The sequence below is a fragment of the Butyrivibrio proteoclasticus genome (assembly GCF_900115735.1).
Taxonomy (GTDB): domain Bacteria; phylum Bacillota; class Clostridia; order Lachnospirales; family Lachnospiraceae; genus Butyrivibrio; species Butyrivibrio proteoclasticus_B.
This window is the reverse complement of record NZ_FOXO01000010.1, coordinates 1,694-14,166: the sequence shown is the minus strand read 5'-3', so window position 1 is coordinate 14,166 and position 12,473 is coordinate 1,694. Positions and strand designations below refer to the sequence as shown.

Genomic DNA, 12,473 nt, shown 5'->3' with positions numbered 1-12,473 from the left:
TTTTAGTACATTTTTATGAGAAAATATAAGTATAATCAGCGTAATGGAGGGAAAGACTGTGAGAGGGACAAAAAAGATTACTGAAGATATTATATGGATCGGAGGAAGCGACAGGAGACTGTCAAAGTTTGAGAATATCTTTCCGATTCCTGAAGGGGTATCATATAACAGTTATTTTATCGATGATGAGAAAACAGCTGTATTTGATACGGCAGACATTTCTGTGTCTGATCAGTATTTAGAAAACCTTAAGGAAGTTTTAAACGGTAAGAAGCTGGATTATCTGGTGGTCCTACATATGGAGCCGGATCACTGTTCACTTATTGATACAGTTGTAAACCTCTATCCGGAAGTTACAATAGTCGGGAATTCCAAGACGTTTACATTTATGCAGCAATTCTTCCCGGGAGCAGCAGATTACAAGAAGCTTGAAGTAAAAGAGGGAGATACCCTTTCCACAGGTAAGCATACATTCCATTTTGTGTCTGCGCCTATGGTTCACTGGCCGGAAGTTCTAATTGCTTATGATGATGCCTCAAAAGCTCTTTTCTCTGCAGATGCCTTTGGTACCTTTGGAGCGCTTGATGGTGGAATTTTCGCCGATGAGTATGATTATGAAAAAGAATTTCTGGATTCTTCCAGAAGATACTATGCCAATATTGTTGGTAAATATGGAATGCAGGTACAGGCTACACTGAAAAAGGCAGCAGGGCTCGATATCCAGATGATTCTTTCTCTTCACGGCCCTGTTTGGAGAAAGAATATTGAATGGCTGCTTGAAAAATACGAAAAGTGGAGCACATACACTCCTGAGACAGAAGAAATTGCGCTTGTTTACGGAAGTCTTTATGGACACACCAAAAGTGCAGCTGAGGCGGTTGCTTCAGGGCTTAGGGAAAAGGGAAAGATTGTTAAGGTGCATGATGTATCAGGCACTGACATTTCCTATTTGATCGGCGAAGTGTGGAGATGTAAGACGATTGTTATAATTTGCCCGACTTATAACGGCGGAGTATATCCACCAATGGAGGCATTTCTTAATGACATGATCGCACTTGGAGTTCAAAATCGCATTTTTGCTCTTGGACAAAACGGAACCTGGGCACCGATGACTGTAAAACTTATGACAGATAAGCTTTCTGCGCTTAAGAATATTACTATTTTGGAAAATGCGCTTACAATAAAGAGTGCACTCCACGCTGAAGATCAGGGGCAGATAGATGCTTTCGTTGAAAGTATTGTAAAAGCGTAAATTTTTTTGACATAAGTACAGATAGTAATTATATTATTAATGGTCTAACAAAATTAAGAATTACTTTGGAGGAATGTTGTGAGAAAAGGATCTTTTTTTAAGAAGGTAATGGGTGTAGCGCTCACAGCAGCAACTATTTTTGTGGCTGCTTCAAGCTATAGCCTTGTTACAAATAATGAGGGAGTAGTAGCCCAGGCTGCAGGAAGAGTAGTAAGCATAGGGTCCTGCACTATACAGGGGGATCAGGTTGTTGTTAATGTTTCAGCAAGCACTCTTCCTTCCTCAGATGATGGAAAGTATTATCTTTATGCTGATGAAGTATATCAGGATGGCACGGTTGGAAAGGTAGTTGCCACTACTGAAAGAGCAGGAAATGCAACATTTACATTTCCGCTTAATTTCTATTCAGCAGAGTCAAACTTAAGTAAAAAATTTTTGGTAGCTGTAAAGAGCGGTGGATCAATGGTTCAGGTAAGTGACGAGCACTACATCACAAACCCTGAAGCAATTGCAACGAAGACAGTTGCTCGTAATGACCACGGTATGAAGGGCATCCTTCCTAACAGTGCTGATGAGGCTACTTTCAAGGACCTGGGAATCGCACAGATGGTCTACAATCTTTACATGGGCGATATCGTAGGCCCTGGTGATGGCTCAAACGTTGTTAACTTTAGCTACAATGGAGTTGATTATCAGTTTAACGGAGCTGCTCTTGCACAGTATGATGGATTTGTTCGTTGGTGCTCAATCAATAATTTTCAGCTTACAATGACAATTCTTAATAATAAGACAGAAGCTGGAGCAGACCTTATTCATCCGCTTTCAAGAGATGCGCATGTTTGCCCTGGCTATGCAATGAACACCAAGGAAGATTCAGGAACTCAGCATCTTAAGGCAATTGCAGCTTTCCTTGCTCAGAGATATTCAGGTGGAGCATACGGAACAGTTGATAATTGGGTAATTGGAAACGAAGTTAATGCCAGAACAGAATGGTATTACATGAATTCAACAAACCTTGAGCTCAATGTCAGCGAGTATGTAAAGGCTTTCCGTATATTCTACAATGAGATTAAGGCTGTTAATGGTAATGCAAGAGTGTATACTTCTTTTGACCAGGAATGGTGTAGAAAATCCAATCCAGGATGCTTCATGTCAAAAGAGTACCTTGATAGATTTAACTATTATATAAACCGTGAGGGTAATGTTGACTGGTCACTTTCAGTTCATCCTTACAATGCACCACTTTTTGATCCATATGCATGGAAGCAGCAGTCACAGTATGTAAGTCCTTCACTTAATACTCCTTACATAACAATGGAGAATATTTACATACTAACAGATTATATGTGTCAGGCTTCATTCCTTTCACCAAGCGGGAAGGTCCGTAATATCTCACTTTCTGAGATCGGATTTACATCAAGCTTCGGCGAGGATGCACAGGCAGCATCACTTACCTATGCATATACAATGGCGGAGAACAATCCATACATTTCAAGCTTTATCCTCTTTAGAGAGACAGATAACGCACATGAAATCGAGAGCCATATCGCTCAGGGATTAAAAAATCTTGATGGCAGCAAGAAAATGTCTTATGATTTTTACAAGTACCTTGGTACTGCACAAGCTGCTACATACAAGGCGCAAGCTTCTCAGATCATTGGACAGGATGTTGATGCACTTGTAACTAATAGAACATTCCTTTCAAGAAAAGGATGGTTCTTAAACGATTAATAGCAGATTTAAGGCGGCAGACCAAATGGTCTGTCGCTTTTTCTTTTTTATAAAAAAGTGTTAGGGGAGCTGGTTACCGTTAGCGACCGTATTTTGGTCGGTTACGGTATCCGCATCCGACCAGACTATGTCAGATAATAAACTGGCGTTATTAGAGGAGAAATAATGGATAGAGATTTGTTAGGGAGTATGTATAATGACTTTTTTACCAGTATTCCAAAAACTACTGATGTAAAAAAGTCTGAGGTTAAGAGTGAAGCAGATGCTGTAAAACAGGCAAGAGATGCCATAGATGAAGCAAAAGCACTTGTGAAGTCAGGTCCTACAGTTGAAAAATCAGAAGAAGTAAAAGATCAAGAATCGGAAACAGATCCAATGGAGGATTTAGACAAGCTTATCGGGCTTGATACAATAAAGGACGATGTAAAAGAGCTGACTTCTTTCGTTAAGGTTCAAAAGGCCAGGAAAGAACAGGGACTTAAATCTGTTCCGGTTTCACTTCACCTTGTTTTTACCGGAAATCCCGGAACAGGTAAAACTACTGTAGCAAGAATTATAGCAAGGATTTATAAACAGATAGGAGTTCTTTCAAAGGGGCAGCTTGTTGAGGTGGACAGATCAGGCCTTGTTGCAGGATATGTTGGACAGACTGCTATAAAGACTCAGGAGCAGATAAAAAAAGCAATGGGAGGAGTTCTTTTTATTGATGAAGCTTATTCCCTTGCTCAGAAGGATGATGCATTTGGCCAGGAGGCAATAGATACAATACTTAAGGCAATGGAAGATAACAGAGACGATTTTGTTGTTATCGTTGCCGGATATACAGGGCCTATGAAGAAGTTCATCGACAGCAATCCCGGCCTTAAGTCCAGATTCAATAAATATATTGAATTTCCGGATTATAATATCGATGAGCTTGAGAAGATATTCTATCTCAATTGTGACAAATATGATTACAAAGTTGATGAAGATGCCAAGCATCAGATAAGAGCTCTTATTACAGCCAAGAAGATCGAAAACATCGATAATTTTGCTAACGCAAGAGAGGTAAGAAATCTTTTCGAAGAGATAATAACCAATCAGGCCAGAAGAGTTGCAACACTGGAGAATCCTTCAAGTGAAGATATGATGAAGATTGTGCTTGAAGATCTCAGTGATAAGGTTGAAGAAGTTAAGGAGCCTGATGAGGCTGAAAAGGTAGAAAAAGCAGAAGATAATAATGAAGCAGCAAAGGCTGATTAAAATGAAGAAGGCTCAGGGGAGTGACACCCTGAGCCTTCTTGCATAATTTAATATAGAACCGAAGAGTTTGTATTAGAGCTTTTATCAAGCATTGCTCTCGTGAAGTGAAGTGGAATCAATATCTCCAAAGAGGCCAAGCTTGTAGAGTGCCGGGCGAAGTGCAATGTAGGCAACTACTGCGATTGCTGAGTTTATTACGGCATTTATGATAGTAGTGTAAGTTGTTATTGCTACAAGGGCCTTGATGGCAGAAGCAGCTTTTTCTGCATCAGGAGTTAAAAGTGTGTACCACACATATTTAAGTGAAGGCTCGAAAATGCAGTTAAATCCAAGTGCAGCAACAGCTGAAATAATTGACCATTTTACAATGTATGTCTTTGGATGATTATGTGAAATGTTAGCAATCTTATGAGCAACGAGGCCTGCGATAAGACCAATAACAAGCTTGCAGATAAATGTTCTGGGAGCTGACTGGGCATATCCACCGAGGATATCAGCAAGTGAAAGTCCGATAGCACCGGCGATTCCGCCATAAGGGCCACCAAGTAAAAGTGCTCCGAGGACTACAAATGCATTTCCTACATGAATCTTGGTTCCGGCAGCGTTGATAGCAGGGAAAATAGCATAACCAACATAGCAAAGAGCTGCCATGAGGCCTGAATAGGTTATCTTGAGTAAAGTCTGATTCTTTTCACGATTGTTCATAATATTACTCCTCCGTGTTGTTTTTTCATACTGTGTAATATAACATTAAGGTGGTACTATTAAAATTACCAAAAATGGAGAAAATTATATGACCAGATATATAGAAATCTATGAAGATGTCAGGAAAAAAATAGTATCAGGTGTTTATGCTTATAATACAAAACTTCCGTCAAAACGTGTAACTGCGGAAAACTATGGAGTAAGCGTGATCACAGTTGAGCATGCTTATGAACTGCTGGTTGAAGAGGGCTATATTATAACCAGGGAAAAAAGCGGGTATTTTGTAAGCTATAGGGAAAATGAGTATTTTTATGGTAATAAATCAGAGCAGCCAATTAGAAAAGTAAGCAGTTTTAAAGTGGCCGAGAAGGCAGAAGAGATTTCTTTTAACATATATGCCAAGACCGCCCGAAGAGTGTTGTCAGAATACGGGGAAGAGATCAAGGTAAGGCCTGACGCTTATGGCTGCGAAAACTTAAGAATGGCCATATCGGATTATCTCGCCAAAAACAGAGGGATAGAGGCGGATTATAGAAGAATTGTCATAGGCTCCGGAGCCGAATATTTGTATGGCCTTATAGTAAGAGCTTTGGGGAGAGAAAAGATTTTTGCTATTGAGGATCCCTCTTATCACAAAATTTTAAATGTCTATGAGGCAGAGGGGGTAACTACCGATAAACTGCCGCTGGTAGCTGATGGAATAGACAGTGAATCCTTGTGGGAAAGCAGTGCAGAAGTCCTTCATGTTACCCCATATCGAAGCTTTCCAACAGGAGTTACGGCCTCTGCTGCAAAGAAATCTGAGTATATCAAATGGAGCCGGAAGCGGAATGGAATTATTATAGAGGACGATTTTGAATCAGAGTTTTCAGAGAGCAGAAAGCCTGAAGAGACTCTGTATTCACGGGATGACAGTGGAAGAGTTATCTATGTTAATACTTTTAGCAGAACCATCGGCTCTTTTATGAGAACTGCCTATATGGTAATTCCTGAAAGGCTTGAAGAGCAGTTTAGGGATAAGATTGGTTTTTATTCCTGTACAGTTCCGGCTCTTGAGCAGTATATTTTGGCTGAACTTATTGAAAATGGGGACTTTGTGAGGCATATCAACAGAGTCAGAAGAAAAAGAAGAGAAAATCACAACGACAAAATGTAAAATATAGTTGACATTATGCTATCGCAAGTGTATTATGTAACTATCAGCTGAGAAAGTAGTTTATAAATATGATTTTTTTTGGAGGTTAGTTATGAGTAGTTATTCATTGGGAGTAATAGTTGGACTTGCAGTTACATTTGCGATTTTACTGATATCATTTTTTCTTAGGAAAAAGTATCATGCAGGAGAGGAGCACTACGACGAAAGGCAGATACTTATAAGAGGCAAGGGCTATAAGATAAGCTTCATAACAGTTGTCGTTATCAACGCATTTTATTCTCTTTTCTTTTATGGAATAACAAAAGATTTTGTTTCTCCACAGTTTGTGGTACTTGCATCTGCATACATCGGTATAGTTGTTTACACATTGTACTGCATATTTAACGATGCATATCTGCAGGTTGGGCAGAAGGCAAAAACATGGATAATAGTTCTGCTTATAGTTACTATAAGCAACGCATACTGTGCAATAGTAAGTCTTGATCGCGGCTTTAATGATGCAGGTTTTGCAACAAGTTTTTCATTTAATACTTTGTTTGCGGTTTCTTTTGCAGTAGTGCTTGCTGGTATAGCAATCAAGTATTTCCTGGATAAGAGAGGTGCTGCGGATGAAGAATCTTAAGATGAAAGCTGCCCGCGCCGGCAAAGATCTGTCCCAGCAGCAACTTGCCGACCTGTGCGGGGTATCAAGGCAGACAATCAATGCCATAGAAAAGGGGGACTACAATCCTACAATCAGCCTTTGTATTGCTATATGCAAGGCTCTGGATAAAACACTTGATGAATTGTTCTGGGAGTAACAAAAGAAGGTGGACACATTTGCTTACCAAAAAAGCGGATTTGAGAAATTCTCAAATCCGCTTAAATTCTGAGTCGAGGCGACAAGATTCGAACTTGCGACCTCTGCGTCCCGAATATCGAGGGGGATTTTTTATCTTATCCCTTTATGTGACAACTCGGCTTATTACCTATCTCAATCAAGTCCCAAAACATAGTTTAACACAGATTAACAAGGAATAAAAAACATAATAAGAACTTTTTGGTAGAACAAATAGTAGAATAAAAAGCTCTCTATAAACTTGTAACTTAAGTTTACGGAGAGCTTTTTAAGCTCTTTTTTTAATCCAGTCAAAGGAGCAACTAAATGGCAATACTTAAAAATAAAACTCAGGGAAACTATACAGTAGTCTCCCAAAACATCATGAGGGACAGAAACCTATCACTAACAGAGCGTGGTATGCTTCTTACCCTTCTTTCTTTGCCGGATAACTGGAATCTGACAATCAAAGGTCTCTGTCAGATCCTCCCGGATGGAAAGGACAGGGTGTCCAAGACTCTTAACAGCCTCATAGAAAAAGGCTATATCACGAGAGAGCAGAACAGGGATGGTGGAGGCAAGTTTGATTCAACTAACCTTGAAGTCCACGAATCTCCTAGCGCATCACCCTCACCTTCACCTGATGATCCAGGCAGAAAGATAATCAAAGAATTCCCCATAAAACCTGAATCTTCACCGTGTCCTGAAAACCCGGATGCGGTAAATCGGGATACGGGAAAACCGCATGCGGAAAACCCGCCACAATATATTAATAATAAATCTAATAACTATAAATCTATTACTCAAGAAGTGTGTAAGGCGGACACACTCACGGATGCTGAATATGATGATCTGGTTTCAGAGTTTGGCAAGGCAAACGTTGACTATCAGATACAGCGTATCAGGGATCGTGGCTATAAGGGATGCCTTAACTACGAGACCATAAGAAGCTGGTGCAAGGAGCGGCTTGACAGGCCGTCAGCTTTTCAGAGCTCGCCGCCGAGAAAGAATGCCTTCTGCAATTTCCAGCAGAACGAGTATGACTTTGAAGAGCTGGAAAAGAAGCTCTTATGTAACTAAAAACAAATATCAGAGAAAACGGAGGATTTTAAAGGTATGAATAATTTGTATGCAGATGGAAAGTTAGTGATCGGAATTGATCACGGTTATGGAAACATGAAAACAAGGAATGTGGTGTTTAAGAGCGGAGTTAAGTCCTATAGCGAGGAGCCTGCAATAGCAACCAACGTCCTGCAGCTTGACGGCATGTACTACGTTATCGGTGAGAACCATAAAGTTTTCATTGCCAACAAGGATGAGGATAGTGACTACTATATCCTCACGCTGGCAGCAATTGCTAAAGAGCTTGAGATCAGAGGTTTAAGGTCAGCCGATCTGATACTTGCTGCAGGACTTCCCCTTCACTGGATGTCCAAGCAGAAAAGCTCATTCAGGGATTATCTGATGAAAAGACCTGAAGTCAGTTACAGGTACTGCGGGAAGTACTATCACATCAGAATATGCGATGTTGCAGTCTATCCGCAGGGATATGCAGCAATAGCAGCTTCCCTTGGAGACTACAAGGGAGTGCATATGCTGGCTGACATAGGCAACGGCACCATGAACACGCTGGTGATAACAAACGGCCGCCCCTTATCTGACAAAAAGTTTACAGATAAGATCGGCGTTCATGAGTGCGTAAAGCATATCATGAATGAGGTTCAGGCAGAATGCGGAAAAATCCCGGATGAAAGTATCATTGAGGACTTCCTCATAAATGGAACAGCTGAAGTTTCTGAAAGGATTCAGGCGGTAATGAGGCGCGAAGCGGTCAGATATACCGAGATGATCTTCGATAAGCTCAGTGAGTACGAATATGATCCGGAGCTTGTAAAGCTCCATATCATCGGAGGCGGAGGATGCCTTATAAGGAACTTCGGAAAATATGATGCTTCAAGTGTGGAGATTATTGTAGACATCTGTGCTACAGCCAAGGGCTATGAGGAGCTGTACAATTCACAGTATCTTGCGAGGAAGGGAGCTTAAGCTCTCTTTTCTGAGGTAATGTCATGAAGGAAAAAAGACTAAGCATAAGATTTCGGATGGATAATCCCCAGGATAAAGAAGCCTGGGAATTACTCCAAAGGATTTCTGAAGAGAAAAATATATCCAAGAATGCAGTAGCTCTCAGACTTATATGTAAAGGTGCAGTAAGTACTGAGAGCATGGAAAGTATTTCATTAAATGTGGTTGCCGAAAGAATTGCTGAACTGGTCGCCAATAAGCTGGTAACAGATAATAGGTTGATCAAAGAAGCATCTTTTTGTGAAAAAGGGCACACTACCACAGCGATAACTAAGGATGAGCCACAAACAGATGAATATAGGGCTGTCAGCGAAGATGCCCTCAGTTTTCTTGATGAATTTTAATGTGGCATCACTTTGAAGCCACTTGAAAATTCATATGGCATCAAAATAATGCCATGAGGACGAAAACTGAGATTGCTCGCTGCGGCGAGGCGATTTACCAGAAATGAAAACGGCGCAGTTCGCACCGCTTTCATTTCTTCCCAGTTTGTTCGACACCTGACCACTTAGAAGGGGCAAATAGTCCACTGGACTGTTTGCTCCTTCTTCGTTTGCTGGAATGAAGAACACTAATATCACTTCCTGGCGGAACCGATATTAGCGTCCATCACTCCAGCATCATGTATCTCCAACCGGGCAAATCGCAAGACCACATATTCTCCCTATCGCCGCCACGTCATCCCGATATTCGATGCCGTATCGGCGATAGAAAGAATATGGCAAGTTTCGCAAAGTGGCAAGCCACATTGCACCGCTTCATCGAAAACGCCTATCGGCATTTTCTCTTTCGCTAAACTTGCCAGATGGGCTTCGCCCCCTTGGAACCCCAGCAAAGGTTTATCCGACCTCTGCACACCGGAGCCGACTACCGGACTTCAGAAAAAGAAATCATCCCCCGGATAATTTCTTTTTCTACGTTCGATAGTCTAGAGGCTCTGCCTCTGCACTCCGCCAAAGGGTCTCGCTCCCTTTGGAAACCAGCGAAAAAAATGAGAGGAGTAAATTTAATCATGGGAATAGCTAAACGAAGAAGAAATAAAGCAATCACCATACGCATGAATGCTGCTGAGTATGATGCATTGCAGGGCAAAATAAAAGAATCCGGATTGACACAGCAGTCATTTATCATAAGTGCAATCCGTGACTCAAACATCACCTCTGCCAAGGAGTTAGAGGTAATAAAGGATATCAGCAGGAATTTTGCTGATCAGGACAGGCAGCTGAGAGGAATAGCTACCAATATCAATCAGATGGCACATGTTGCAAATGGTCAGGGTCTTTTACCAACAGTAGAAAAACTGGATGAGATCTCTGATAAGATTTTGGAATTCCGGAAGGAGGATGATAATAGATGGCGATTAATAAGGCAGTCGGTAAGCCCGCTAAAAGCCACGGGGGCTTGAGAAATACCATAGAGTACGTGCTAAAGGATGAAAAGGTCAAGGAAGGCTATCTGGATGTAATCGGACCGTATCTTGAACCTACAGTCAACTACGATGCAGTGTACAGGACCTGGATTGAAGAAAAGAAGCTGTGGGATAAGGATTCTGGAAGGATGTGTGCCCATAACGTGATCAGTTTCCACAAAGATGAACAGGTCACCCCTGCTGAGGTGCTTGAAATTGGAAAGGCTTTTGCAGAGGAGTTCTTTTCAGGACACCAGAGCGTAGTTGCTGTTCATCAGGATAGAGATCACCTTCACTGTCATATCGTAACCAACAGCGTTTCCTATATTGATGGCCGAAAGCTCCATCAGTCCAAAAAGGATCTGGAGCAGCAGAAGGTATTCACTAATAATCTTTGCCGTGAAAAAGGACTGCATGTAGCTGAGAAAGGACGTCACTTTGATGGTACGCCTATCGAGCCAGGCGAGATCATCGCATGGAATAAGAACACTTACAAGCTTCTTACCAATGACTCAAAAAAGAGCTTTTTGGCAGACTGTGGTATTGCCCTTATGGAAGTGATCCCAAGGTCTGCCAGCAAAAAGGAATTCATTTCAGGCATGGCAGAAAAAGGATGGTCAGTAAAGTGGGAGGACAAACGCAAGCACATAGTATTTGAAAATGAACGCGGAGATAAGGTCCGTGACAGCAAGATTGAAAAGACCTTTTCAGGTCTTAAAGTGAACAAGGAGGATTTAGCAATTGAATTTGAAAGACAGAATGAACTCAGGCTTGGAAATACAGAAGCCACAGAACCTGGAAATAGATCCGAAGAATCAGAGTACCTTGATCGATACTACGCAGAAGTCGAATCAGTCATCGCTGGAATCTCTGGTGGAGGCTCAGTCGGAGGCTCTTCGGAAGCTGACAGCGGAGAACCATCAGAAGGATATGCGGATAGAGGATCTGAGAAATCAGATACAGAGCAGCTTGTCAGAGAAGTCAGAACTGATATCTGTAATAGCAGAGCTCAGAGCAGAGAACTCATCAGTGCAGAGCGTAAATCAGTCGATCGCGAAAGAGAACGACGACTTGAGGAACAGAGGCGGGCTCTTGAGCAGGAAAGAACAGCAGAAATTAGCTGCAGATCTCGAAGACACTCAGAGCCTTCTCGTTGATACTAGAAAGCTCGTTGATATATCTAATGTTGAAACGGTACAAAAAGCTCAGGCAGCCCAGGAGGCTGCCGAGCTTAAGGCGAAGAAAGACATAGCTGACTACAAGGAACTGGCTGATGGAAAGATTAACAAAGCTGTTGAGGCCAAGATCGAGGCAAAGAAAAATGCAAAGTTCATGGTGGATAGAGCAAAGAAGAAGGAGCGTATAGCTTGGGAATCTCTTTCTACTACCCTCTTCTGCTGTCTTATTGCGTATCCTGCATTCTTAAATGACTTGTGGGATGCATTAACACTGCCCTTCATGTGGGTTTGGAATGGAATAAATGACTATACTTACTGGTTGAAAACTCCATATTATTCCAGGTATATAGGCGGAGCCACAAAGCTTTATGCCTATTCTGCCGGCATGGCATGGCTTCTTAGGATAACTAGCTTGATTTTGGTGATAGCTCTAATTGTTGGTGCTTGCTATGGTATTTGGATTGGCGTTCATTACTATATAAAACGATGGTGCAACCTATCATTAAAGATGTTATTAGTATCAACTGGCGCTGTCATAGTCTTCGGTGAAGGTATCCACAATTTAATGAAAATCAATTTGGTAGCATTATTCATCTTTATACAATTAGCATATCTTGGACTTCTCATTTACTTTGATGATTATTTTGAAACTAGGAATAAGAGCTGTGAGTGGATCCAAATTCAGAGCAGATAGTTTTAGATTTTTTGAGATCATTTTTGCATATACTTGGCTTATACTAATAGCTTTGTTGATTATTGTAAAAAAAACATGATAAAATAATGTTCAACAAATAATGATATCTTGAAAAACATTGTTTTTACAAGAAAGGCTTGACAGTTATGGCGCAGAAAATACAATTGCTGACAGCACAGCACAGCACAGCACAGCACAGCACAGC

Annotated in this window: 13 protein-coding genes; 12 read left to right on the top strand and 1 reads right to left on the bottom strand. The window is 41.2% G+C overall.

Translation table 11 applies throughout. The annotated features are described in order from the left end of the window. The first annotated feature begins 58 nt into the window (after window positions 1-58). From BM146_RS07755 to BM146_RS07745, 3 genes are all read left to right on the top strand, one after another. Window positions 59-1,252 carry an FprA family A-type flavoprotein gene (locus tag BM146_RS07755; RefSeq protein WP_143087449.1) on the top strand — a complete coding sequence of 398 codons (1,194 nt, stop codon included), beginning with the start codon at window positions 59-61 and terminating at the stop codon, window positions 1,250-1,252. Window positions 1,253-1,330: 78 nt separating this feature from the next. After that, window positions 1,331-2,983 carry a DUF5722 domain-containing protein gene (locus BM146_RS07750; protein WP_074886844.1) on the top strand — a complete coding sequence of 551 codons (1,653 nt, stop codon included), beginning with the start codon at window positions 1,331-1,333 and terminating at the stop codon, window positions 2,981-2,983. A 165-nt stretch (window positions 2,984-3,148) separates the two neighbouring features. After that, window positions 3,149-4,225 carry an AAA family ATPase gene (locus BM146_RS07745; protein ID WP_083413452.1) on the top strand — a complete coding sequence of 359 codons (1,077 nt, stop codon included), beginning with the start codon at window positions 3,149-3,151 and terminating at the stop codon, window positions 4,223-4,225. 84 nt (window positions 4,226-4,309) lie between these two features. On the opposite strand, the gene BM146_RS07740 is transcribed toward BM146_RS07745, so the two are convergent. Continuing rightward, on the bottom strand, window positions 4,310-4,930 hold the full coding sequence (locus BM146_RS07740; RefSeq protein WP_074886841.1) for an ECF transporter S component: 621 nt from the start codon (window positions 4,928-4,930) through the stop codon (window positions 4,310-4,312). A gap of 88 nt (window positions 4,931-5,018) precedes the next feature. On the opposite strand from BM146_RS07740, the gene BM146_RS07735 reads away from it, so the two are divergent. The 9 genes from BM146_RS07735 (at window position 5,019) to BM146_RS07695 (ending at window position 12,268) form a co-directional block, all read left to right on the top strand. Beyond that, on the top strand, window positions 5,019-6,086 hold the full coding sequence (locus BM146_RS07735) for a MocR-like pyridoxine biosynthesis transcription factor PdxR (protein WP_074886838.1): 1,068 nt from the start codon (window positions 5,019-5,021) through the stop codon (window positions 6,084-6,086). Between the two features lie 91 nt (window positions 6,087-6,177). Next, window positions 6,178-6,708, top strand: a complete 531-nt coding sequence (locus tag BM146_RS07730; protein WP_074886834.1) for a hypothetical protein — start codon at window positions 6,178-6,180, stop codon at window positions 6,706-6,708. Continuing rightward, on the top strand, window positions 6,695-6,886 hold the full coding sequence (locus BM146_RS07725) for a helix-turn-helix transcriptional regulator (protein ID WP_022772280.1): 192 nt from the start codon (window positions 6,695-6,697) through the stop codon (window positions 6,884-6,886). The genes BM146_RS07730 and BM146_RS07725 overlap by 14 nt, the downstream gene beginning before the upstream one ends. A gap of 344 nt (window positions 6,887-7,230) precedes the next feature. Next, window positions 7,231-7,983, top strand: a complete 753-nt coding sequence (locus tag BM146_RS07720; protein ID WP_074886831.1) for a helix-turn-helix domain-containing protein — start codon at window positions 7,231-7,233, stop codon at window positions 7,981-7,983. Window positions 7,984-8,019: 36 nt separating this feature from the next. Then, the gene (locus tag BM146_RS07715; protein WP_074886827.1) at window positions 8,020-8,949 is read left to right on the top strand and encodes a ParM/StbA family protein; all 930 of its coding nucleotides are present in this window, start codon (window positions 8,020-8,022) and stop codon (window positions 8,947-8,949) included. A gap of 23 nt (window positions 8,950-8,972) precedes the next feature. After that, entirely contained in the window at window positions 8,973-9,332 is a 360-nt protein-coding gene (locus BM146_RS07710) for a hypothetical protein (RefSeq protein WP_074886825.1), read from the top strand. 668 nt (window positions 9,333-10,000) lie between these two features. Then, window positions 10,001-10,393: a plasmid mobilization protein gene (locus BM146_RS19000; RefSeq protein WP_177201621.1), complete on the top strand. Its 393-nt coding sequence runs from the start codon at window positions 10,001-10,003 to the stop codon at window positions 10,391-10,393. After that, window positions 10,342-11,553, top strand: a complete 1,212-nt coding sequence (locus BM146_RS07700; protein WP_074886821.1) for a relaxase/mobilization nuclease domain-containing protein — start codon at window positions 10,342-10,344, stop codon at window positions 11,551-11,553. The genes BM146_RS19000 and BM146_RS07700 overlap by 52 nt, the downstream gene beginning before the upstream one ends. Then, window positions 11,489-12,268, top strand: a complete 780-nt coding sequence (locus BM146_RS07695; RefSeq protein WP_074886817.1) for a DUF6040 family protein — start codon at window positions 11,489-11,491, stop codon at window positions 12,266-12,268. The genes BM146_RS07700 and BM146_RS07695 overlap by 65 nt, the downstream gene beginning before the upstream one ends. Window positions 12,269-12,473: the final 205 nt, after the last annotated feature.

What these genes read in the sequence shown, in the direction of transcription:
- BM146_RS07730 (WP_074886834.1), top strand. Translation starts at nt 6,178, where the DNA reads ATGAGTAGTTATTCATTGGGAGTAATAGTTGGACTTGCAGTTACATTT.
- BM146_RS07735 (WP_074886838.1), top strand. Translation starts at nt 5,019, where the DNA reads ATGACCAGATATATAGAAATCTATGAAGATGTCAGGAAAAAAATAGTA.
- BM146_RS07715 (WP_074886827.1), top strand. Translation starts at nt 8,020, where the DNA reads ATGAATAATTTGTATGCAGATGGAAAGTTAGTGATCGGAATTGATCAC.
- BM146_RS07720 (WP_074886831.1), top strand. Translation starts at nt 7,231, where the DNA reads ATGGCAATACTTAAAAATAAAACTCAGGGAAACTATACAGTAGTCTCC.
- BM146_RS07740 (WP_074886841.1), bottom strand. Translation starts at nt 4,930, where the DNA reads ATGAACAATCGTGAAAAGAATCAGACTTTACTCAAGATAACCTATTCA.
- BM146_RS19000 (WP_177201621.1), top strand. Translation starts at nt 10,001, where the DNA reads ATGGGAATAGCTAAACGAAGAAGAAATAAAGCAATCACCATACGCATG.
- BM146_RS07725 (WP_022772280.1), top strand. Translation starts at nt 6,695, where the DNA reads ATGAAGAATCTTAAGATGAAAGCTGCCCGCGCCGGCAAAGATCTGTCC.
- BM146_RS07745 (WP_083413452.1), top strand. Translation starts at nt 3,149, where the DNA reads ATGGATAGAGATTTGTTAGGGAGTATGTATAATGACTTTTTTACCAGT.
- BM146_RS07710 (WP_074886825.1), top strand. Translation starts at nt 8,973, where the DNA reads ATGAAGGAAAAAAGACTAAGCATAAGATTTCGGATGGATAATCCCCAG.
- BM146_RS07700 (WP_074886821.1), top strand. Translation starts at nt 10,342, where the DNA reads ATGGCGATTAATAAGGCAGTCGGTAAGCCCGCTAAAAGCCACGGGGGC.